Source organism: Streptomyces herbicida, assembly GCF_032656585.1.
In the GTDB taxonomy this organism is placed as follows: domain Bacteria; phylum Actinomycetota; class Actinomycetes; order Streptomycetales; family Streptomycetaceae; genus Streptomyces; species Streptomyces herbicida.
On the sequence record NZ_JAUYWJ010000010.1, the window covers coordinates 100,101 to 122,121 of the forward strand.

Here is a 22,021-nt window from a genome sequence, read left to right on the forward strand (position 1 = left end):
GGCCCTCGTCATGACCGGTCCGGCAGGACCGTTCCCGCATCCGGGTGGTAGCGCGTTCGCCTCTCGGCCGAACGGAGTGGCCGAAGCGGGCACAAGCGCACGGGCCAGCGATAATCACCGCTCGTGCAGCTGGTGAATCCACGGCGTTCCCTGCGGCGGCCACGCCTCAGGGAGACACGGCCGAGCACAACGCGCTCCACCAGGTCTTCCGCCGCCCGCCGCCCGTCACCGCCGTCAAGGGCACCATCGGGCATGCCATCGGCGGCGCCGGCGCCATCGAGGCGGCCTGTACCGTGCTGACGCTCCGGCACCAGGTCGTCCCGGCCACCGCCAACCTGGACACGCTCGACCCGGTCATGGACCTGGACGTCGTGGCCAAGGCGCCCCGGCCGCTCCGGATGGAGCACGCGGTGAGCAGCTCCTTCGGATTCGGCGGCCAGAACGCCGTACTCGCCTTCACCGCCGTCGGCCGGCGCGCGGACCTGACCCCGGTACCGCCCTAGGCCCACCGCATGCCGATGTCGGTCAGCTGCCGCACCCGTTCGGGGGTGAGTGCGGCGGCGCGGCTGCGCTGGTTGCTGATCCAGGCGCCGAGCCTGACCTGCCGGTCCTCGCCGGAGCCGACGGTGACGGTCTCCACGTGCTTGCGCGGGACGCCGAGATGGCCCTCGCGCTCGAAGAACTGCGCGGCGGCGGCCAGATTGACCGCCCATGCGTCCGCGTGCGACACACGTGGCCTCGGCCGCTCCTCCGCGGCGGCCGGCTCCATGCCCAGAACGTGCTCGCACAGCCACTGCTGACCGACGGTCAGCCCGTCCCAGCCGAGGCGCTGCGCGCCCACCCACCGGCCGAGGTCCTCTCCCTGCCGTACGGCCTCGCCCGCGGCGGTGGGCAGCTGCCCGCCCTCCTCCAGGTGGAGCCGGGTGAGATGGAAGCGGCGTTGCCATTCCACCGTCCATGCGGGGCACCAGGCGGGGTCGATCTCGTCGAGCTGCTCGCGGCGCTCCTCGGACAGCGCACCCGCCGCCGTCGCGTCCTCCTGCGGCCGCTCGTCGCTCACGGCCGCCCTCCGGGCGGCGGCCCGCTGGTTCTTCAGCCAGATGCCGATCCTGAACCCCTGGTGCGTGGCGTCATGGGGCGCCAGCAGGTGCCCGTGCTCGGCCGCCCACGCGCGGGCGGCGGTGAGCCCCTCCTCCCAGGCGAGGTCGAAGTGGGACCAGACCATGCCGAGCTGCTCGAGCAGACGGACGCGGTCGTCGTCGAGGGTGCCGCGGGCACGGAAGCGGCGGGCGTCGGCGATCCACTGTCCGAGCGGGAACCCGGCGAGCGAGACCGGCCACCCCTCGGCCTCCGCCTCCTCGCCCCCGGGCACCCGGAAGGTGAACGGCACACGCAGGTCGCCGTGCACGCGCGCGTAGAGGCCGGCCGCCTCGACGCCGCGCCGCCAGTGCGCGTGCTCCGGGTTGATCACCCGCAGTTCGATGAAGGCGGCGAGCCGTGCCGGATCACGCGGAGTGGAGAACTTCAGCAGGGCCCTGGCGGGCGCGCTCACGCCGGGGAGTTCCGCGTCACCGTGCTCCTCGCGCGCCCCACCCACGTTGCGGCCCTTGGGGGAGTGGCTGGACACCTGCGGCTCGGCCAGGCGCTCCACGATCCGTGCGTCATGGGCGCGCAGCGCCTCCAGGAGCCGGGCCAGCCCCGCGTAGGCCCGGCTGGTGAGCATGTTGTCGGGGGTCTCGCCCGGCCCGAGCAGCACCGGCACCACCAGCGACGCCGTCTTGCCCTCACCGGGCCGGATGCGCAGCGCGCGCCCCACGGCCTGCACGAGGTCGGGCATGGAGCCGCGGACATCGGCGAAGTACACCGAGTCGCAGTGCTTGGTGTCGACGCCCTCGCCGAGGACCCGCACCGAGCTCAGGAACGCCCTGTCGCCCCGGCCGCCGACCCGGGCGAAGTCGTCCAGGACCCGGCGCCGGTGCTGAGGCGCGTGGTCGCCGCACAGCCAGTCGGCCCACACCGTCCGCGGGTAGCGGCGGGGCTCGGCCGCGTGCAGCTGTGCCGCGACCGCCGGGAGACCGGCCGCGAAGGCCTCGGCCTCCCGCACCAGGTGATGGAACACCAGCGTGCGGCGCAGCCCTTCCTCGCCGGCCGCCTTGACCAGCGCGGCCTGCAGAGCGGCGAGCCGGGCCCCGCGCATCTCGTCCGTGCGGCCCTCCAAGCCGAGCAGCTGGGCGGCCTGCAGCTGGGTGTCGGTGACGTCCACGCACACGACCTGATACGGCGCGCAGATCCCCCGGTCGATCGCCGCCGACAGGGTCAGCGTGTGGCACCGGGCGCCGAAGGGGCCGTCCGCGTCGTCGTCCATGGAGGCGACCAGCTCACCGGGCGCCCCCTGCTCCAGCTGGTCCTCCTCCGGCTGCCACAGCCGGGGCGTCGCGGTCATGTACAGCCGCCGCAGCGACGGAATCCTCGCGTTGTCGTGCACGACCGCCCACGGCTTGCCGATCCGCCCCGAGGTCCGGTGCGCCTCGTCGACCACGATCAGGTCCCAGCCCGGCAGACCGGCGGCGTGCGCCCGCTCCAGGGTTCCCAGACCGAGAGAGGCGTACGTCGCGAAGACCGTGACCTTGTCGAAGGGACGCACCCGGGCGACCAGTTCCCCCGCGTCCGTGGTGTTCGGGAACACCGCCTGGTCGCCACGGAGCGAGGACACCCCGATCATCGGCCCCCGGCGCCCGCCCGCGCGCCACGCGGCCTCGGTCTGGGCGAGCAGGTCCAGCGACGGCACCAGCACCAGCACCCGGCCCGCGCGCAGCTCCTCGGCGCTGCGGACCGCCACGAGGGTCTTCCCGGATCCGGTCGCCATGACGACCTGGGTCCTGAGCCCACGCGGGGGCAGGGAGGCTCCTGCCGGCGGTTGGAGTGCGCGTACCACCGCGTCCACGGCTTCGCGCTGGTGGGGGCGTAGTCTCACGCAAGCGACCATAGTCCACCGGACACCTGCACATCGGGCCTCGTCGGCGAGGCCGACGAGGCCCGTGGCGAGGAGAGCGAAGGGGCTGGTATCAGAGTGGTTTGAGAAGGAAGCCCGTTCATGGCCTCGCCTTGATCGACACTAGCAGTCAGGCGGGGATCAGGTCGCGCAGGTTTTTCGGGGTGAGGATCCGGGAGTCCGGGTGCAGGCCCTCGGGGGGTTCGAAGCCGATGAAGGTGACGGGACCCTCCGGTACCGTCTCGCCGTCCCACAGCGTGGCCGCCGTGCCACCGTCGGTCATCAGGTCGGTCAGGTAGCGCACCGTCAGCTGGTCGCGCTCGACGACGCCCCGCAGCAGCGTCGCGACCGTCACCCGGTTTCCCTCGACCCGGTTCGCGGAGGGATGGCCCTTGAGGTACAGGTGCAGCCACTTGGCCCGCCACCGGCCGTCGTCCCCGCGCCGGAAGGCGAGCGGCAGCGCGACCCGGCCCGGACCGCGCAGCTCCGACTTCAGGCGTACGGTACGCGGCTCGAATGGGCGGCCCCGCTGCTCGCCCTCGCGCAGCATGAAGCCGAAGAAGGACTCCTCGACCTCCTCGAAGCCCTCCCCGGAGTAGATGTCGACCTGCGGGACGATGAAGGTGCCGCGCACGGCGCCCAGACGCAGGTTGATGAACTCCGAGGCACCCTCGGGAGCGTCGGTGATGTCGCCCGAGTGCTCGCCCTCGACGGAGGACAGAGCGGTGTACGACAGCCAGGTGACGGTCCGGTAGGAGGCGTCGAGGAGCAGCGCCGACAGGTCGAAGTCGGTGCGGCGCTCGCTCTGCTTCCAGTGGACGAAGAAGCGGAGCAGTTCGCCCTCGACCGGGGTGACCGAGCCGCGGGGCAGCACGCCGAGACCCGACGCGGTCGCCTTGCCGCTGAGCGGCAGCGCGACGTCGAGCATGCCGGGGTCCACCAGGAGGTCTCCGACGTCCGGGAGACGGCGCCGTACCTCCGCGTCCAGCGCGGTGATCAGGTGCTCGCGCTCCTGCTTCGGCAGGGGCGGGCGCACGTCGGAGGCGACATGGGCGCGCCCGAACCGGTTGACGAAGACCCGGCGCTCAGCCGTGTTCCCGGCGCGGTTGTGGAGGTGCTCGCGGACCGACAGCACCACCCGGCCCAAGACCTCGGGGGCGACCCGTTCCGCGGCCGCCACCACCGCATCGCGCTCGTCCTGGGTCCGGGCGGTGCGCAGCAGCCGGTCGAGCGAGCGGAACAGCTTGCCCGGCGCGGACGTCAGCAGCTCCGCCGCGGCGGCCACGTCGCCCGTGCCGAGCAGCTCCTCCACGCGGCTGTCGAGGGACGGCGCCGCCTTCTCGCCGCGGGCGACGGCGAACACGTCGGCGGCGTGCGGCATGCGCGGGTACTCGTGCGGGTGCAGGCGCTCGCCGAGACGCTTCCAGGCCTCGCGGTGCATGTGGACGTCGGCGAGCTTGGCGGGAGCCGCGGCGACGACGGCGTCGAGGCCCGCCAGCAGTGCCCGGCGCACGGGGCGGCCCAGCGCGCGGAACCGGGTCGGCTCCTGGAGGGTCACGTCACCGTCGCACACCGCGCAGGCGAGGCGCAGCACATCGGTGACGGTGTCCAGCAGGAGGTCCGCGCCCGCTGCCAGCCGCGCGCGGTTGACCAGGGCGCGGTTCTCCCGCACCGGGATCGCCTCCGGCTGCGGGCCGTCCACGCAGTGCCCGGCGAGGATCCCCAGGTCACGCAGCTGCTCCTCGCCCAGCGGTGCGGGACTTCCGGCCAGGGCAAGATACAGGGCGGTGACCTCGTCGTCCGGGGCGCCGCCCGGGCGCAGTACCGTCATCCGGTCACCGGCGGCCGCGATCAGCTCGTCGTGGGCGGCGAGCATCTCGGCATAGGTGTGCCGGTAGTTGCCGTACGACGGGAGCGTCAGCAGGTCGAGCACGCCGCTGCGCAGCTGGGCGATGACACGTTCGCGGGCGCTGTCGTCGGCCAGCGCCTCGGTGACGCAGCCCATCCAGAAGTCGAACGTGTCCGGGACGTTTTGCGGGAAGTCGATGAAGTACACGTTGTGCCGGACGTGGTCGCCGACCATCTCGCGGACGGTGCCCAGGGTGCGTACGGCCGTGTCGACCACCGTCGTCCCGGACAGTCCCGACAGGTGCGCCAGCAGGTCCGCCGAGAGTTTGAAGCCCACCGACATCAGCGCAGCGTCGAACTGACGTGCCACCACATCGCCTTCCCCTGCCGGACCGGAGGGGGAGGGGATGCGGTGGGTGTGCCGGACGACCAGATGTTCGAGAGGGTGACTCATTTCGGCATGATCCCAGAACCGGATGAGCCGCCGCATACGGGTTTTCGGGCGACAGGCCCTAGGCGGAGCGCGGGTCCCCCGGGGGGTGTGTGCCGCCGTGTGGCGCCGTGTGGCCGGCCGGCGTGCCGGCCGCGGTGCGGCTGCCGGGGGTGATCTGCGCCGAGAACGCCTGGAGGGCGGCCGAGCTGTTGGGCGGCAGCACCGCCATCAGCCCGAGATCCTGCGCCCGGGCCAGCGCCGGGGCCGCCTCGCTGCCCTCGGGCACGAAGGCCAGCCGCACATGCCCGTCGCCGGAGCCGCGCCGGTCCAACGGAGCGACGGCGCCGTGCGTGCCGTCGGGCAGGGTCACCCACAGCTGGAAGTCGTCGTACCGGACGAAGTCCGCGCCCTTGACCGGCCAGGGGTAGTGGTGCTCGCCGGGCACCTTGGGCAGGATCCCCTGGTGGTTGCCGTGGCTCATCGGCACGCACGCGTTGAAGAGGGAGTCGGTCCAGGCCTCGACGCCGTCGGCGTCCTTGACCGGGGTGCGCAGCAGTTGCTCCGCCTCCTCGTAGCCCAGGTCCCGCAGCGCGGGCAGGGTCAGCGGGAAGGCCTCGACGAGTTCGGCCGCCTCCCGCCGGAGCCGGTCGACCTTCACCGGTTCCGCGCAGAACTGCATGCTCCACTCGATGCCCACCCGGGCGCGGAACATCCGCCAGCCGCTCTTCCCCTTGACCCAGAGGCTGCCGCCGTGGTGCATCTCCCAGTGCTCCGGGGCGGCCGGCCGCGGACCGTAGGGCAGGTCGTCGTCGCTCACCTCGCGCAGGATCTGCTGCGCGGCCCGCTTAGCCGCGCGGAAGAAGGAGGACTCGAAGCGCTTGGGATGCTCGACGAGACGTATGCGCCACGGATGGTTCTCCGATTCGACTCCGCCGGGCGGGAGCGTGACCGGTTTCCGGGTCCTCCCTCGCGTAGGGGCGACGGTCATGGCTTGCCTCCTCGTGCCGACCGCGGGCTCGCGTCCGGCCCGCGGCGCGAACTACCCCTGACTTCATCGTGCGCCCGGAAAACGGGGGCGTCGACTCGAACGGAGTAGTCCCGCGCGCCGCTCAGCGGACCGGCTGACCGATGCCGATCATGTTCCCCTCGCTGTCCCGGAACCAGGCGCCGCGTTCACCCCGTGCGCCCTTGCTCGGGTAGTTCCCCTCGATGTCGGCGATCCCGTCCCTCGTCCGGAGCCCCGGCAGATCCACATCCTCGAACACCACCCCGCGCCGCCTCAGTTCCGTCACGACGGCCTCGATGTCGTCGACCTCCCACGCCATCTGGGTGAATGTGCCGGGCGAAGTGCCCGCCGACCGGAACACCACGAAGTCCACGCCTCCGCACCGGTACAGCAGCCCGCCGGGCCGCTCGTCGACGGGGTCAAGGCCGAGATTCTCGGCGTAGAAGCGCCGGGCCCGGTCCAGGTCCGCGGCCGGGAGCCGGGTCGCCACCCGTCCTTCGGCCAGCGGGTTTCTGCCGTCCTGATTCATACCGCCACCCGTGTCTGGGATCCCGGCGGAGAAGGGGCTGGCCGGGGTGTGTTGGTAACCCGGCTGGGCGGCCCGGATGGTGTGCTTCGGGGGCCTGACTGACGGTGGTTCATGTCGGGGCCGGGTGATTCCAGCTGATGGAGTGTCGGCTGCCCGGGCCACGGCGGAAGGACTCCCACATGCGTTCTGCTCGCATGATCCTGGCCACGGCGGCCGCGACCGCCGCCCTCGCGATCGCCGCTCCCGGGGCCCTTGCCTCCGGAGGTGACGAAAGCCATGACGACTCCTCCTACAGCCAGGAGGACAGCGATTCGCACGGCAAGGGTGACTCCCAGAGCAAAGGTGACTCCCAGAGCAAAGGTGACTCTCACAGCAAGGGCGATTCTTACAGCAAGGAGGACGAGGACGACGGCAGCCGCGACGAGCCGCGCGGCGGCATGCACACGGGTGGCGGTGCGCTCACCATGCTGAGCAGCGACGACTGGGCCTCGGACGGCGACAACAGCAAGTACGACCCCGAGACCTACAAGAACAAGGACTCCGACAACGACAGCGACGAGGGGTCGGACAGCGACCGCGGCAAGGACTCGTGGGGCGACGACACCGACAAGCCCAGCGGCGGTATGCACACCGGAGGCGGCGGCCTCGCCGCACCGGGCGGCGTCACCGCGGGCGGGCTGGCAGTACTGGCCGTCGGTGCCACCGGTATGTACGCGCTGCGCCGCAGGAGAGTCGCCGGGCCGGCCTCCTGACCCGCGTCCGACCGAGCCGAGGCCGCCGCCGTGTGCGCACCGTGCCGGCGGTCGGCTTCCCCTCTGCCGTGATCGCTGCGCTGCCGTGTCCTAGTGAGGTGGAGTCCGATGGCACCTTCTCCGTCCGCGACCCCCGGCGAACCGGAGCCGGCCGAACCGGACGCCCGCTCCGGCATGCGCATGGTGATGTGGGGTGTCGCGATCCTGCTCGTGGCCGCCAGTGTGATCGGAGGTCACGGCAAGCCGTCCGACGCAGCGCGCGCCGCAGGGTCCTCGCCCACCGCGCACCCGGTCGGCAAGCACCTGCCCCGCTCCTCGCCGACGCGTCTGCTCATCCCGAAGATCGACGTGGACGCCCCCTTCACCACCCTCACCATCGGCCCGTCGGGACAGCTCCTGCCACCGCCCGGGGACGACGTGAACCTCGTCGGCTGGTACGCCAGGGGAGTCTCGCCCGGAGAGGCGGGCACCGCCATCATCGCCGGGCACGTCGACACGACCACGTCCGCCGCTGTCTTCGCCGACCTCGGAGAGCTCGAGGCGGGGGACCACTTCTCGGTGGCACGGGCCGACGGGAAGAACGCGACCTTCGTGGTCGACAGCTCCGAGACCTTCGAGAAGGACCAGTTCCCCAGCCACCGGGTGTACGGCGACACTGCCCGGGCCGAGGCACGCCTCATCACCTGCGCCGGCGACTACGACCGGTCGGTCGGGGACTACACCGAGAACCTCGTGGTCTTCGCACACCTCGTCTGACCACCCGCCCCGCGCCTGCCCCGTCCCCAAGGACGGCGGGCCGGGGCGGTCGCTTTTGTTCGGGTGGTCGAACTTCGAATGCCGCAGACGCCCCGGAAAAGCCGGCAAAGGGTTGCGTTCCGGACAGTCGAAAATGCTCGTTGAAAGCATGAACGTGCAGTGACGGTCGTGCGTAATCAATGGCGTGACCAGGAATCCCGTAACCGTCACGGTGGCGTATCACGTGATGACGGGCCGTGAGGCCGACTTCCATGCCTGGGGGTGGTCCGTGGAACCCTGCGCCGGAGGCGTCCCGCCCGCCACCGAAATGGAAAATGTGGTTCGTGAATATGAGCGCGGTTTTCCCGCCGGTGCTCTGCCTGTGCGTGACGGCCCTCGTCACCTGGATTCTGATGCCGCGCCTTCAGCGTTTCTTCGAGAAATGGCTGTATCCGCCGCTGCAGGCATTGCGCGGCCGGCACAAACGCCGTACGGCCCGGGCCCGAGAACGACGCAAGGGAGGTGAGCGGGTGAAGACCCTGCTCATCGACAATTACGACTCGTACACGTACAACCTGTTCCAGCTGATCGCCGAGGTGAACGGCGAGGAGCCGGTGGTCGTCCTCAACGACACCCCGGCCGACGACCTCCCCGACCTGCGCGGTTTCGACAACGTCGTGGTGTCGCCGGGGCCGGGACACCCCGCCGAGCCACGGGACTTCGGCATCGCCGCCCAGGTCGTCGCGCAGTCCCCGATCCCGGTGCTCGGCGTCTGCCTGGGCCACCAGGGCATCGCGGCGGGAGAAGGAGCCCGCGTGGAGCCCGCGCCACAGCCCCGGCACGGGCACCTCTCGGCGGTACGGCACGACGGGCAGGGCCTGTTCCACGGGCTCCCGCAGAACTTCACCGCCGTGCGCTACCACTCGCTGGCCGTCGCCGAGCCACTGCCCGACACCCTCCAGGCCACGGCTTGGGCCGAGGACGGGGTCCTCATGGGCCTGCGGCACCGCACCCGGCCCCTGTGGGGCGTGCAGTTCCACCCCGAGGCCGTTCTCACCGACCACGGTCACCGCCTGATGATGAACTTCCGCAACCTCACGGCGGAACGCATCCACAGGACCCGTACGAAGAACACCACGATCACCCCGACCGCCGCGGCCATGCCCCGCCCCCGCCGGTCCGTCGCCCCCACCTACCGGCTGCACCACCGCAGCATCGCCACCGCCGTCGACACCGAGGCGGCCTTCACCCGGCTCCACGCCGAGGCCCCCCGGGCCTTCTGGCTCGACAGCTCCCTCGTCGAACAGGGCCGCTCCCGCTTCTCGTTCTTAGGAGACGGCTCCGGTCCGCTCAGCGAGTTCGTGCGGTACGACGTCGACGCCGGCGTCTGCGAGGTCGAACGGCCCGGACGCCCGCCGCGCAAGGTCCGGGCGAGCGTCTTCGACCACCTCAAGCGACAGTTGGCGACCCGGCGGGTCGACGGCGCCGGACTGCCCTTCGACTTCACCGGCGGATACGTCGGCTACTTCGGCTACGAGACGAAGGCCGACTGCGGCTCCCCCAACCGCCACCAGGCCCAGACCCCCGACGCCTGCTGGCTGTTCGCCGACCGGCTGGTCGTCGTGGACCACGAGGAGGAGGCCACCTACGCCGTCTGTCTGGCCGAGGACACCCCACAGGCCGCGCGCGAGGCCGAGGACTGGCTCGACCAGACCCTCGCCCAGCTCACCTTCGTCGCCTCTGACCCGGCGGCCGCAGCCGCGACGTCTGTCCCCTACGCCCGCGCCGCCGAGCCCTGGCTGGTGCGCGACCGGGCCACCTACCTCGCGGACATCGAGGCATGCCAACAGGAATTGAGGGCGGGCACCAGTTACGAGGTCTGCCTCACCAACGCCGCCCGGCTCCCGGCACCGTACGACCCGTACGACTTCTACCGGGTGCTGCGGCGCGTCAACCCGGCGCCGTACGCCGCCTTCCTGCGCTTCGGGGAGCTCGACGTGGCCGGCTCCTCGCCCGAGCGCTTCCTGCGGATCACCCCGGACGGCACCGCACAGGCCAGGCCGGTCAAGGGCACCGCCGCCCGCGGCACCACCCCGGAGGAGGACGACAGCCTGCGGGACGCGCTGGCCACGGACGAGAAGACCCGCGCCGAGAACCTGATGATCGTCGATCTGCTCCGCAACGACCTGGGACGGGTCTGCGAGACCGGAACGGTACGGGTCTCGCGGCTCATGGCCACCGAGACGTACGCCACCGTGCACCAGCTGGTGTCCACCGTCGAGGGACGGTTGCGCGAGGGCACCGCCGCCGTGGACTGCGTACGCGCCTGCTTCCCCGGCGGTTCCATGACGGGCGCGCCCAAGCTGCGCACCATGGAGATCATCGACGCGCTGGAGACCGAGGCCCGCGGCGTGTACTCCGGTGCCCTCGGCTACTTCGGCTGCGGCGGCGGCGCCGATCTCAGCATGGTCATCCGCACCGCCGTGTTCGCCGGCGGCCGGATGCACCTCGGGGCCGGCGGTGCGATCGTCCTCGACTCCGACCCGGCCGCCGAGTACGACGAGATGCTGCTCAAGGCCGCCGCGCCGATGCGCGCCCACCGGGAACACGGCTCGCTCCCGGCCCCTGAACAGGAGCGGACCCGATGACAGCACCACAGCCCACCCTGAGCGCCGCCGGCACCGGCGCGCCCGGCAATCTGGCCGCCCACCTGGCCGAGCTCGCCGAGCGGCGCGGGTGGACCGGCCGGCCCGCCTTCCACCAGGGCCACGGCTCCTGGACCCACGGCGAGGTGCACGACCTCGCCGCCCGCGCGGCCACCGTGCTCGCCGGTCACGGCGTCGGCCCCGGCGACCGGGTGCTGCTCGCCCTGCCCGACTCCATGGCCTGGGTGACGGCCTTCCTCGCCACCGCCCGCCTCGGTGCCGTCGCCGTCCTGGTCAACCCCGAACTCACCCCACCCCAGCTGGAGTTCATGGCCGACGACACCGAAGCCGCACTGTGCGTGACCGGACCGGGCCTCGACGAGCGCTTCCCGCGCCGCGCGCGCCTCGGCGCAGACCGGCTCATCGCGCTCATCCGTGGCGCCGAGCCGATGACCACCGCCCACCAGGTCGAAGCCCACACGCCGCTCTACATCCAGTACACGTCCGGAACGACCGGCCGGCCCAAGGGAGTCGTGCACTGCCACGGCGACCCGCGGACGTACCACGACCTCATCGGCAGACGGCTGCTGCGGATCACCGAGCACGACGTCACCCTCTCGGTGTCCGGGCTGTTCTTCGCCTACGGCTTCGGCAACGCCTTCGTCTTCCCACTCTTCTCCGGCTCCTCCGCCGTCCTGGTCGACCGCCGCCCGACCCCGGCCGCCGTGGACGACCTCGTCGTGCGGCACCGGGTGACCCTGCTCTACTCCGTGCCCTCCGCGTACGCGGCCCTCCTTGCGGAGCGCGCGGACGGCCACGAGGCGTGCTTCGCGTCCGTCCGGGCCGCGATCTCCGCGGGTGAGGGCATGCCCGCCGATCTCGGCCGCCGGATCACCGAGCTGCTCGGCGCGCCCGTCCTGGAGCAGATCGGCTCGACGGAGGCCGGGCACGCGTTCTGCGCCAACAGCTTCCTGCACAACCACCCGGGGACCGTCGGCCGCCCCGTTCCCGGCTTCGAGGTCGAACTGCGCGACCGCTCGGGCCACCCCGTATCCGATGGCGAGGAAGGCGAACTGTGGGTCCGCGGACCGACGGTGACGCCCGGCTACCTCAACCGGGCCGAGGAGAGCGCACGCACCTTGGTCGGCGGCTGGCTGGCCACCCACGACCGGGCACGCCGCGAACCCGACGGTACCTTCCGGCACCTGGGCCGCGCCGACGACATGGAGACGGTCAACGGCATCACGGTCTCCCCGCTGGAGGCCGAGGCACTGCTGGGGGCGCATCCGGCGGTCAAGGAGGTCGCCGTGGTCGCCGTCACCGACCTGCGCGGCGCCGGCAAACTGCGGGCGTTCGTCGTCCCGGTCACCCCGATCCCCGTCGGTCTGGAGGCCGAGCTCATCTGCCTGGCCCGCGACCGGCTCGCCGCCTTCAAGGTCCCGCGCAGCGTCAGCTTCGTCCCCTCGCTGCCCCGCACCTCCACCGGAAAGCTCCGCCGCCACCTCGTCCGCCGAGGAGCGTGGTGACCCGTGCCGTACGACCGTCCACCGGACGTGGCCCCCGGCCTCGGTGCCGACGGCACGTAGGCCGCCGCCACCACCGCTGTCGGCGGAACCGTCGCTGCCGTGGTGCGGCGCCTGGCTGGAGCACGCACCCTACGGACCCCGCAACGGCGCACCGGCCGTCGCGGACCGGAAATACTGAGGAGCCGAGGAAGGTGCACCGATGACACAACCGACCATCACGGAGGGTCTGCTGGCCTGGAGCCCGGGCGGTGGGCTGACGCCCTGCCCGCCGGCCGACGGGCGGCTGCTCGTCGCCGACTCCTGGCTGCTGCGCGACGGACGCATGCGGGGCCACGAGCGCCACCGGGAACGCTTCCTGCGCGCCTGTGGCGACTGCGAGGGCGGCGGAGGGCCGCCCCTGCGCCGACTCGTGGAGTTCTGGCAGGACGTGACCGCGGCGCTGCCACGCGTCGGCGAATGGTTCCCCCGGGTCGAGCTCGGCGCCGGATCCAATCAGTTGAGGCTTCGCCTGCGGCCGGCCCCGCCCCTGGGACAGGCCGTCCGCGTGTGGGCGACCGGACAGCCGGATCCCCGTACCCTTCCGCGCCGCAAGGGACCGGACCTGCCCGCCCTGGCCCGTCTGCGGGAACGGGCCGTCGCACACGGCGCCGACGAGGCCGTCCTGGTCGCGCCCACCGGGCTGGTGCTGGAGACCGCGACGGCGAGTCTGGTGTGGTGGGAGGACGACGTCCTGTGTCTGCCGCCGCCTCAGCTGCCCGTGCTGGCCGGTGTCACGATCGGGCTCGTCCAGGAGCGCGCGCGGCAGTCGGGCGTGCGCGTCGCCCCTCGCGAACGAACCCTGGCTCAACTGGACGGCCGGGAAGTCTGGGTGGTGAACGCGCTGCACGGAATCCGGCCCGTCACGGCCTGGACGGGCCGGCCGATGAATGCGGGGCCCGCGGTGCGCGCGCCGGAATGGAGAGGATGGCTCGAGGAAATGATGGAGCCGCTTCCCCGGGCGCACTGAAATATGCACCGGAGCCGCGCCGGGCCTGATTTTCAAATGGACCGGCGCGCTTGCCGTGCGCGGATTTCCGTTTACTTCGGGGCGGACTGACGAGCGTAGAGGTGGGAAATCAGAAATCCCGCGATGCTTTTGGTGAGCCCGGCGGGAGGCCGGGCGGAGTAGGTTGAGGGCATGTACGCCACGCGAGTCTCCGGGCACATTCAGGCGCCCCCGGCGGCCGTCTACCGGGCCCTGGTCGACCCGGACGCGGTCGCCGCCTGGCGCGTACCCGACGGCATGACCGCTCATGTCCACGCGTTCGACGCCCGCGAAGGCGGCGCCTTCCGTGTTTCCCTCGTCTACGACGAGCCGGGCAACCCCGGAAAATCCGGCGGATGCACGGACACGTACCGAGGGCACTTCGCGCGTCTGGTACCGGACCAACTGGTCGTCGAGGAAATCGAGTTCGAGTCGGACCACGACGCCCTGCGCCGCCCGATGACCCTGACCACCTCGCTGACCGGGGCGGACGGCGGGACGGACGTCGACATGGTGCACGAGGGGATCCCCGACGAGATTCCCCGGGAGGACAACGAACTCGGCACCCGCATGGCCCTCGACAGGCTTGCCCGGCTGGTCGAGCGGAACCGGCCGACGACCGCCTGACGGAAGAACCGGCGGCCGCCTGTCCGAAAGAAGCGGCCCGCGAGTCCGAGATTCGGCGCAACCATTTACGCATTTCGGTTAACAGGCAATTTTCCCCCACATGTCGGAACCGGCGCACGGGGAATACGGTCTTCACATCCGCCGACGGCCGGGCTCGACCGGCCGCAACGAAACGGGGATCAAGAGACCATGACCATCCGCACCCGCGGCCGCAGGCCCCTCGTCGCCGCCGCCACGATCGCCGCGGCCCTTTCCCTCGCCGCCGTGACGCCGGCCCTCGCCGGGACCGGCACGACCCACACCACCCGGGCCACGGCCGTGTCCGCCGCTCAGGGCGACCCGCGTGACGTCACCCAGCGCGTCGCCGACTTCTACGGTGCCTACATCGACTCCGTCTGGGACAACGAGGACCCGGCGGCGGCCGCCAACGCCAAGGCGTTGCGCTCCTTCTACCTGTCCGCCGCGGCCAGCCGGAAGGTCGCCGCGTACGAGGCGAGGGAGCACGCCGACGGCATCCTCCTCGCGCAGAACGTGCCCGTGAAGTGGAAGGTCGTCTACACCGGGTCGGGCGCGGGCCACGCCACCAGCCGGGTCACGCTGACCTGGAGCGACGGCGCCCACCCGCAGGTCACGAAGATCGACGTGCAGTCCGACCTGAAGACCCGCAGGATCACCGACCTGAAGCAGGCCGGCTGAACCGTGCGAGGTCCGGAGCCCGCCCCGCGTGCCGGGGCGGGCTCCGTCGCGCTCAGCCTTCCCGGTGCGGGTGGTACGGCCGGGGCAGGCGCATGCCCCGGTCGGCCATGATCTGCCGTACGTGGTTGGGGTAGTTGGTGATGATGCCGTCGATGCCGAAGTCCATCAGTGCTTCCACGGTGGCCGGGTCGTCGCAGGTCCAGGGGACGACCTTGAGACCCCGGGCATGTGCCTCGGCGACCATGGCGGCGTCCGAGTAGAAGCGGAAGCCCGGGTCGCCGACCTTGCCGCTCTGCGGGAAGCCGTAGTTGGGGGAGAGGGTCGTGACACCCGGGATCGTGGCGGCCGCCTTGACGAAGTCGCCGTCGTAGTCGTCCGCGTCGATCCCGCCGAGCCACGGCGAGGCACCGGGCTGACCGACCTGCAGGAAGTCGTAGTTGGTGAGCGCCACCAGGGGCCACCTGGGGGCGAGTCGGTGCATCACCTTCAGCGCGCCCCAGTCGAAGGACTGGATCGTGACCTGGTCCTCGATGCCCGAGCGGTGGATATCCTCGTACACCCGGCGGACGAACAGCTCGCGCGGCGCCGTCTGTTCGGGCGCGCCCGCCTCGACCTTCGTCTCGATGTTCAGCTTGACCTGTTTGGCGTGATAGCTCTTGACCAGGTTCAGGACGTCCTTCAGCTCGACCATCCGGAACCCCTTGACGACCTCCTGCTCGGGGAAGCCCGGCAGCTGCTGGTAGCCGCAGTCCATGGTCTTGATCTGGGCCAGCGTCAGATCCTTGATGTACTTCCCGACGTACGGGTACATCGGGTCGCCGGGCGTGACCGGCGCCGTGTCGCGGCACTTCACGGCGCTGATCTGCCGGTCGTGATTGACCACGACCTTCTGGTCCTTGGTGACGTGGGTGTCCAGCTCCAGCGTGGACACCCCGAGACGCATCGCCTTGCCGAACCCCTCCAGGGACTCCTCGGTGGTCATGCCGATGCCGCCCCGGTGGGCCTGCAGATCGAAGCGGGCCTTGTGGGCCGGCACCGGCGGCACACCTGCGTGGCCGGACGTCGTCGCGTGGGCGGCCACCGGGAACGCGAACACCGGCACCAGCGCCAGGCCGGCGAGGATGTGTCTTGCGGACATCGAAACCTCACTCGTGTCGGTTCGGGCGAACAGACGACGCTAGTCCCGCCCCGCACATGCGGAAGGGCGTGGGCGTGATGGTCCTGTGAACGGCGCGTTGCGCGCCGCGGTCACCCGCTCCCCGCGGAACCTGTGAGTCCGGCCGATTCGGTTGCCGCACCCGGGAGTTCGACGCAGCATGGGGCGACTCGCCCGCCCCCACCCGACAGGGAGTGCCCGTGAGCCTGCGTGACGTCCCCCACCGTCCCGGGTCCGCAGCACTCGACCGCCCTGGTCTCCTCGGCCGCACCGCTGGAGGGGAGTGACCGTCTACAAGGGACCAGGGCATCCCGTAGGCCGCGTCCATCCAGGTCCCGCCCGGCCACGACGCCACCGACCCGGTCATCGGCACCGGCACCACGGGCGCCTTCCACGGCTCCGACGTCTACTACCTCTTCGGCTTCCTCTACAACACCGGCCGGCCGTGGACAGCACACGACCACGACACGACCTGGCCGGCCCTCACCACGGACGCGCCACGGACGATGGAACTCGGCGATGTCTTCATGGGGAGGCGAACGAAGCTCCGGCTCCTTACCCCCGAACTGTTCGACGCCATCGGGGGGTTGCGAGCGACCGCGCACCGGCCGACCCGGCAGGGGGAACAGGGCCCGCGCTAGAGGTTCACGGACCTCATGCCGGCCTCGTTGTAGCGCTCGCCGGACGCCTGCGGGAGTTCGGCGTCGATGCGGGACAGGTCTTCCTTCGTCAGTTCGACGTCGACCGCGGCGACGTTCTGCTCCAGGTAGGTGCGTCGCTTGGTGCCCGGGATCGGGACCAGGTCGTCGCCCTGGGCCAGGACCCAGGCGATCGCCAGCTGCGCCGGGGTCACGTCCTTCTCCGCGGCGATCTCCTTCACCTTCGCCGCGAGCCGGAGGTTGGCGTCCAGGTTGTCGCCGGTGAAGCGGGGACCGGTGCGGCGGAAGTCCCCCTCGTCGAGGTCGTCGGGGGAGGAGAACCGGCCCGCGAGGAAGCCACGGCCCAGCGGGGAGTAGGGGACGAACCCGATCCCGAGTTCCCGGCACGTGGGCAGCACCTCGGCCTCGGGGTCGCGCGTCCACAGCGAGTACTCGGTCTGCAGCGCCGTGATCGGGTGGACCGCGTTCGCCCGGCGGAGCGTCTCCGGCCCGGCCTCGCTCAGCCCGATGTGACGGATCTTGCCCTCCGAGACCAGCTCCCCGAGGGCGCCGACGGTCTCCTCGATCGGCACGTCGGGGTCCACGCGGTGCTGGTAGTAGAGGTCGATGTAGTCGGTCCCGAGGCGCTTGAGCGAGCCGTGCACCGAGCTGCGTACATGCTCGGCGGAGCCGTCCTGCCGGCCGACGGTGCTCATGTCGCCCGGAACGGCGTCGTCCATCCGGTAGTTGAACTTGGTGGCGATGACGTACTCGGCGCGATGCCCCTTGATCGCCTCGCCGACCAGGCTCTCGTTGGTGAGCGGCCCGTAGAGCTGCGCCGTGTCGAGGAAGTCGACGCCCAGTTCGAGCGCGCGCCGGATGGTCCTGATGCCCTCGTCATGATCGGTGGAGCCGTAGAACGCGGACATGCCCATGCAGCCGAGCCCGATGGCGGATACCCGGAGGTCTCGCAGAGTGCGCCGTTCCATGGAAGCCACAGCCTTTCCTTGCGAAATCGATCGTCGTGCCGTTACGTCCGGGACGTTAGGACTTGGAGTGCTCTCGAAGTCAAGGCGAGGGTTCGCGGTGTTCGTGCGCGGCCCGTTCCAGCTCCATGGCCTCCGCCTCGGCCACTCGCTGCTCGGCCGCCACGTCGATCGACCGGGTCAGCCACCAGTACAGCAGCGCCGAGACCGGCAACCCGATGAACAGGGAGATGTCCGCTCCGTCGAGCGCCTTGGCCGCGGGGCCGACGAAGAGGGTGCCGACCGAGAAGAAGGGGATCATGACGGCGAATCCCACCAGGTAAGCAATGATGCCGTGCAGGCCCCATCGGCCGTAGATGCCGTGTGGGTTGAAGATCTCGGCGATGGCGTAGTGCCCGCGCCGTACGACGTAGTAGTCCATCAGGTTCACCGCGGTCCACGGGATGAACAGATAGAGCACCAGCAGCAGGAAGTTGTTGAAGTTCTGGAGGAAGTGGGAGGTCGCGGCCAGCGCGCCGACCACGGAGAGCGCCGCGGTGAATCCGATGGTCACCAGCCGCACGCCGAGCGTCGGTCGCACCCGTCTGAACGAGTCGATCGCGCTGATGAGCGTCAGCGACCCGCCGTACATGTTCAGCGCGGTGACCGACACCAGCCCCAGCGCGGCGAACAGCAGCACAATCGCGCCGAAGCCGCTGAACACCTCGTCGCCGGCGGCATTGATCGACGCGATCGTCTCGAAGCCCTTGCCGGCCCAGGCGGCCAGCAGCGCACCGAGGACCATCAGCCAGATACCGCCGAGTGCCGACCCGAAGTAGGTCCAGTAGAAGGTCTTGCGGACCGTCACATCCGGGGGGAGATAGCGCGAGTAGTCCGAGACGTAGATGGCCCAGCTGATCTGGTAACCGGCGACCACGCCGAACTGCGCCAGGAACGGGGTCCACTTGAAGCCGCTCAGGTCGAAGGAGCCCGGCGGATAGTGCAGATTGACCAGGACGCCCACCGTGAAGACCCCGAAGACGACCAGGAAGGTGTACGTCAGGATCCGCTCGGCCTTGTGGATGATGTCGTAGCCCACCAGCGCGACGACCAGGGCGATCGCGGTGACCACGACCACCCACAGCTTGACGCCCCCGTGCAGCGTGGTGTGCAGCGCCTCCCCGGCGAGGATGGTGTTGAACACGTTGAAGCCCGCGTACTGCACATACGCGAACAGCCACACCAGCAGGGCCCCGACATAGCCGAACTGCGGCCGCGACTGGATCATCTGGGGCAGCCCGAGCTGCGGACCCTGGGCCGAGTGGAAGGCCATGAAGAACGTGCCGAGGATGGTGCCCGTGACGATCGCCAGCAGCGACCAGATGAGGTTGCCGCCCTCGGTGATGCCGATCAGCCCGACCGCCAGCGTGGCGATCTGCGCGTTCGACATGAACCACAGCGGGCCCAGGTGCCACAGCTTGCCATGGCGCTCGTCCAGGGGGACGTAGTCGATGGACCGGACCTCCAGGCCCGACACCCGCGGCTGCGCTGAGGTGGTCACGGTGCCTCCTGAGTGCTGGTACACCCCTGTGGCCACATTCCTCCGCCGGGCCCCACCGGTCAATCGGACCCGAGCGACCGGACCATGCGGCCATGTGAGTTCTGCGCATTTGTGGGATGAATGGGATCATTGAGCGGAAGAACACTGCCCATGGCCTGATTGACGGGGTGGTGAGCGCAGTGGCTGCGGTCCATGAGAACGAGGAGGGATCGGCGACCGACGCGAACGTCGATCCCCTGGGAGAACCGTTTCTTCAGACGCGGTTCGCCCTGCCGACGGTGCCTGCCACCTTCCTGCGGCGCGAGCGCCTGGCGGGCCATCTCGACCAGGCTCTGCAGACGCCCCTGACGGTGGTCAACGGCGCTGCCGGTGCCGGTAAGACCCTGCTCGTCGCCGACTGGGCCGCAGGCCTCGAAGAGACGGTCGCCTGGCTCACCAACGACGCGGGCGAGCAGGGCCCCGGCATGTTCTGGGCCTACCTCCTGCAGGCACTGCGCGCCGTCGGCGTGCCGGTGTCCGCAGAAGTCGGCTGCCCGGCGGACGCGACCCGGGTGGACCACAAGCTCCTGGCGCGGCTCGCCGCCGAGCTCAGCGGCCGTGAGCGCCCGGTGATCGTCGTGCTCGACGAGTACGACCATGTGAGTGCACCGGAGATCGCGGACCAGCTGGAATTCGTCCTGCACCACGCGGGGAGCGGCATGCGGCTGGTCCTGGTCACCCGCACCGAACCCCTGCTGCCGCTGCACCGCTACCGGGCCGCGGACGCCATGACCGAGATCCGCAACGCCGAGCTCGCCTTCACCCCGGAAGAGGCGGCCACCCTGCTGGAGCTGCACGGTCTGACCCTTCCGGTGGAGGCCGCCCGCTCCCTCGTGGACCGCACCCGGGGATGGGCCGCGGGCCTGCGGCTGTGCGCCCTGGCCGCCCAGGAGAGCCCGAATCCCGCGACGTACCTGAAGGAATTCGAGGCCGACCGCAGCGCGGTCGCCGACTTCCTCCTCGCGGAGGTGCTCAAGCAGCAGACGGACCGGACACAGGACCTCCTGCTGCGTGTCAGCGTCCTGGACCGGTTCTGCCCCGACCTTGCCGAGGCACTGACGGGACAGGCCGGTGCCGCGCCCGTCCTGGCCGAGCTGCACCGCCAGAACGCCTTCGTCGAGCACCTCGGACGCACCTGGTACCGGCTCCACCCGCTGTTCGCGGAGATCCTCCGAGCCCATCTGCGGGCACGTTCTCCCGGTCTGGAACCGGAACTCCACCGGCGGGCCGCGCAGTGGCTGCGCGGCTCCGGCTCCCTGCCGGAGACCCTGGCCCATGGCGCGGCCGCGGGTGACTGGGAGTTCACCGCCGACGCCCTCGTCGAAGACCTGGCGATCGGGCAGCTCTTCACCGGCCTGCGCTGCGACGACCTGACCGAACTGTTCTCCCGGATGGGACCGGAGACCACCAGCCCTGCGGCGGAGCTGGTCCGGGCCGCGCGCGACCTGTCCCGGCACGACCTCGACCGGGGCCTGACCCATCTGCGTCAGGCCGAGGAGCGGCTCGCCGCGGACGGGTCCGACCTGACGGCGTGGCTGAGCTGCACGCTGCTGGACGCCCTGGCGGCCCGGCTCACGGGTTCTCCCCGCAAGGCCGAGAAGGCCGTCGAGACGGCCGAGGAACTGCGCCACGAGATACCCGTCCACCTCCTGGAAAAGCACCCCGAGCTCACCGCCCTGCTGCTGACCCACCTGGGTTCGGCGCGCCTGTGGGCCGGGCGCTTCGACGACGCGCGCGACGCCCTGTCCTCGGTGGTCGGCGGCCCCGGCGGAGCCTCGACGGCGCTGCCGCGGGAGGAGTCCCTGGGCCATCTGGCACTGATCGACTACCTCAATGGCTGGCCCGGCCGGGCCGAGCGCAAGGCCCTGGCGGCGATGACGGAGACGGAGCGGGTCGGGCTGCCCCAGCCGTCCGGCTGCGGCATCGGGCGGCTGGTCCTGGCCGCCGTGGCCGTCGACCGTGACGAACTGGCCCGGGCCCAGGCGTTCCTCGACGAGGCGGCCGACGCCAGCCCCGACGTCCAGGACCCCGTGACCGCGGCGGGCCGGTCCATCGCGACGGCGCGTCTGCTGCTGGCCCGGGGAGACGCGCAGGCCGCCCTGGCGGCGGCCGATCCCGCTGTTCCCGCCGACGTTCCCTCGCCCTGGGCGCAGGGACATGCGGCGCTCATCACCTCCGCCGCCCACCTCGCCGAAGGACGGCCCGACAGCGCCGCGGAGGTACTGGAGCAGGTGCCCTACGACGACCAGCCGGCGTGTGCCGTGCAGGTGGCGCGCGTCCATCTGGCCGCGGGGCACCGCCGGGAGGCGATCGATCTGCTCGACCGCCTGTGCACCAAGAGCCAAACCGGTCCCGCGGTCACCGTCCGGGCCGCGCTCGTACGCGCCCAGGCCGCCGACGAGGAGGGCGACACCGAGACCGCCCGCAGACTCGTCGCCCAGGCACTCCGGGAAGCGCGGCGGGAACGGCTGCGACGGCCGTTCCTCGAAGCCGGACCGCGCGTCCGGCGGCTCCTGTGCACGGCCCCGCTCCAGGGGCTGACCGAGGGCTGGCTCACCTCCGAGGGTCCACGGCGCGGCGGGCCGCCCCGGATTACGGTGGAGCCCGCCCCGTTCATCGTGGAGGAACTGAGCGGACGCGAGCGCGACGTGCTGCAACGGCTGGCCCAGATGATGTCCACCGAGGAGATCGCCGCCGATCTGTTCGTCTCGGTGAACACCGTCAAGACCCACCTCAAGAGCGTCTACCGGAAGCTCGCGGTGAACCGGCGCAGCGACGCCGTGCGCCGGGCCCGCGAACTGGGGCTGCTGTGACTGCACCGGCAGCCCGGGGCTGCTGAGAACCCGCGG

At 71.3% G+C, this 22,021-nt stretch carries 16 protein-coding genes; 9 read left to right on the forward strand and 7 right to left on the reverse strand.

What is annotated here, in order from left to right:
* The first annotated feature begins 44 nt into the window (after positions 1-44).
* Complete coding sequence (locus tag Q8A52_RS21690) at positions 45-503, forward strand: hypothetical protein (protein WP_408649229.1); 459 nt, start codon at positions 45-47, stop codon at positions 501-503.
* On the opposite strand, the gene Q8A52_RS21695 is transcribed toward Q8A52_RS21690, so the two are convergent.
* The 4 genes from Q8A52_RS21695 to Q8A52_RS21710 form a co-directional block, all read right to left on the reverse strand.
* Complete coding sequence (locus tag Q8A52_RS21695) at positions 500-2,986, reverse strand: DEAD/DEAH box helicase (protein ID WP_316754346.1); 2,487 nt, start codon at positions 2,984-2,986, stop codon at positions 500-502. The two genes, Q8A52_RS21690 and Q8A52_RS21695, sit on opposite strands and share 4 nt — an antisense overlap.
* Positions 2,987-3,122: 136 nt before the next feature.
* Positions 3,123-5,294, reverse strand: a complete 2,172-nt coding sequence (locus Q8A52_RS21700; RefSeq protein WP_316754347.1) for a TerD family protein — start codon at positions 5,292-5,294, stop codon at positions 3,123-3,125.
* Positions 5,295-5,352: 58 nt separating this feature from the next.
* Positions 5,353-6,261: a DUF6424 family protein gene (locus Q8A52_RS21705; protein WP_316754348.1), complete on the reverse strand. Its 909-nt coding sequence runs from the start codon at positions 6,259-6,261 to the stop codon at positions 5,353-5,355.
* Positions 6,262-6,382: 121 nt separating this feature from the next.
* Positions 6,383-6,808 (reverse strand): VOC family protein, encoded by a 426-nt coding sequence (locus Q8A52_RS21710; RefSeq protein WP_316754349.1) that lies wholly within the window; start codon positions 6,806-6,808, stop codon positions 6,383-6,385.
* Positions 6,809-6,987: 179 nt separating this feature from the next.
* Between Q8A52_RS21710 and Q8A52_RS21715 the strand changes: the two genes are divergently transcribed.
* From Q8A52_RS21715 to Q8A52_RS21745, 7 genes are all read left to right on the forward strand, one after another.
* On the forward strand, positions 6,988-7,560 hold the full coding sequence (locus Q8A52_RS21715; protein WP_316754350.1) for a hypothetical protein: 573 nt from the start codon (positions 6,988-6,990) through the stop codon (positions 7,558-7,560).
* Positions 7,561-7,668: 108 nt separating this feature from the next.
* Positions 7,669-8,316, forward strand: coding sequence for a class F sortase (locus Q8A52_RS21720; RefSeq protein WP_316754351.1), 648 nt, complete (start codon positions 7,669-7,671; stop codon positions 8,314-8,316).
* A gap of 509 nt (positions 8,317-8,825) precedes the next feature.
* Positions 8,826-10,943: an aminodeoxychorismate synthase component I gene (pabB, locus tag Q8A52_RS21725; protein ID WP_316754619.1), complete on the forward strand. Its 2,118-nt coding sequence runs from the start codon at positions 8,826-8,828 to the stop codon at positions 10,941-10,943.
* Positions 10,940-12,466 (forward strand): AMP-binding protein, encoded by a 1,527-nt coding sequence (locus Q8A52_RS21730; protein WP_316754352.1) that lies wholly within the window; start codon positions 10,940-10,942, stop codon positions 12,464-12,466. The genes pabB and Q8A52_RS21730 overlap by 4 nt, the downstream gene beginning before the upstream one ends.
* Before the next feature lie 199 nt (positions 12,467-12,665).
* Positions 12,666-13,472 (forward strand): aminotransferase class IV, encoded by an 807-nt coding sequence (locus tag Q8A52_RS21735; protein ID WP_316754353.1) that lies wholly within the window; start codon positions 12,666-12,668, stop codon positions 13,470-13,472.
* A 171-nt stretch (positions 13,473-13,643) separates the two neighbouring features.
* Positions 13,644-14,117, forward strand: coding sequence for an SRPBCC family protein (locus Q8A52_RS21740; protein ID WP_316754354.1), 474 nt, complete (start codon positions 13,644-13,646; stop codon positions 14,115-14,117).
* 189 nt (positions 14,118-14,306) lie between these two features.
* Positions 14,307-14,813: a hypothetical protein gene (locus Q8A52_RS21745; protein WP_316754355.1), complete on the forward strand. Its 507-nt coding sequence runs from the start codon at positions 14,307-14,309 to the stop codon at positions 14,811-14,813.
* Between the two features lie 52 nt (positions 14,814-14,865).
* Here Q8A52_RS21745 and Q8A52_RS21750 read toward each other — a convergent pair whose 3' ends face one another.
* The 3 genes from Q8A52_RS21750 to Q8A52_RS21760 all read right to left on the reverse strand — a co-directional run bounded on the left by Q8A52_RS21750 (position 14,866) and on the right by Q8A52_RS21760 (position 19,133).
* Positions 14,866-15,951: a glycerophosphodiester phosphodiesterase family protein gene (locus Q8A52_RS21750; protein WP_316754356.1), complete on the reverse strand. Its 1,086-nt coding sequence runs from the start codon at positions 15,949-15,951 to the stop codon at positions 14,866-14,868.
* Positions 15,952-16,606: 655 nt separating this feature from the next.
* Positions 16,607-17,596, reverse strand: coding sequence for an aldo/keto reductase (locus tag Q8A52_RS21755; protein WP_316754357.1), 990 nt, complete (start codon positions 17,594-17,596; stop codon positions 16,607-16,609).
* A gap of 79 nt (positions 17,597-17,675) precedes the next feature.
* Positions 17,676-19,133, reverse strand: coding sequence for a purine-cytosine permease family protein (locus tag Q8A52_RS21760; RefSeq protein WP_316754358.1), 1,458 nt, complete (start codon positions 19,131-19,133; stop codon positions 17,676-17,678).
* Between the two features lie 116 nt (positions 19,134-19,249).
* Between Q8A52_RS21760 and Q8A52_RS21765 the strand changes: the two genes are divergently transcribed.
* The gene (locus tag Q8A52_RS21765; RefSeq protein ID WP_408649230.1) at positions 19,250-21,985 is read left to right on the forward strand and encodes a LuxR C-terminal-related transcriptional regulator; all 2,736 of its coding nucleotides are present in this window, start codon (positions 19,250-19,252) and stop codon (positions 21,983-21,985) included.
* The last annotated feature ends 36 nt before the right edge of the window (positions 21,986-22,021 follow it).

Bases quoted from the DNA above. Each gene is read 5' to 3' on its own strand.
- Q8A52_RS21695 (WP_316754346.1), bottom strand. From the start codon at position 2,986: ATGGTCGCTTGCGTGAGACTACGCCCCCACCAGCGCGAAGCCGTGGAC.
- Q8A52_RS21700 (WP_316754347.1), bottom strand. From the start codon at position 5,294: ATGAGTCACCCTCTCGAACATCTGGTCGTCCGGCACACCCACCGCATC.
- Q8A52_RS21705 (WP_316754348.1), bottom strand. From the start codon at position 6,261: ATGACCGTCGCCCCTACGCGAGGGAGGACCCGGAAACCGGTCACGCTC.
- Q8A52_RS21710 (WP_316754349.1), bottom strand. From the start codon at position 6,808: ATGAATCAGGACGGCAGAAACCCGCTGGCCGAAGGACGGGTGGCGACC.
- Q8A52_RS21715 (WP_316754350.1), top strand. From the start codon at position 6,988: ATGCGTTCTGCTCGCATGATCCTGGCCACGGCGGCCGCGACCGCCGCC.
- Q8A52_RS21720 (WP_316754351.1), top strand. From the start codon at position 7,669: ATGGCACCTTCTCCGTCCGCGACCCCCGGCGAACCGGAGCCGGCCGAA.
- Q8A52_RS21730 (WP_316754352.1), top strand. From the start codon at position 10,940: ATGACAGCACCACAGCCCACCCTGAGCGCCGCCGGCACCGGCGCGCCC.
- Q8A52_RS21735 (WP_316754353.1), top strand. From the start codon at position 12,666: ATGACACAACCGACCATCACGGAGGGTCTGCTGGCCTGGAGCCCGGGC.
- Q8A52_RS21740 (WP_316754354.1), top strand. From the start codon at position 13,644: ATGTACGCCACGCGAGTCTCCGGGCACATTCAGGCGCCCCCGGCGGCC.
- Q8A52_RS21745 (WP_316754355.1), top strand. From the start codon at position 14,307: ATGACCATCCGCACCCGCGGCCGCAGGCCCCTCGTCGCCGCCGCCACG.
- Q8A52_RS21750 (WP_316754356.1), bottom strand. From the start codon at position 15,951: ATGTCCGCAAGACACATCCTCGCCGGCCTGGCGCTGGTGCCGGTGTTC.
- Q8A52_RS21755 (WP_316754357.1), bottom strand. From the start codon at position 17,596: ATGGAACGGCGCACTCTGCGAGACCTCCGGGTATCCGCCATCGGGCTC.
- Q8A52_RS21765 (WP_408649230.1), top strand. From the start codon at position 19,250: ATGAATGGGATCATTGAGCGGAAGAACACTGCCCATGGCCTGATTGAC.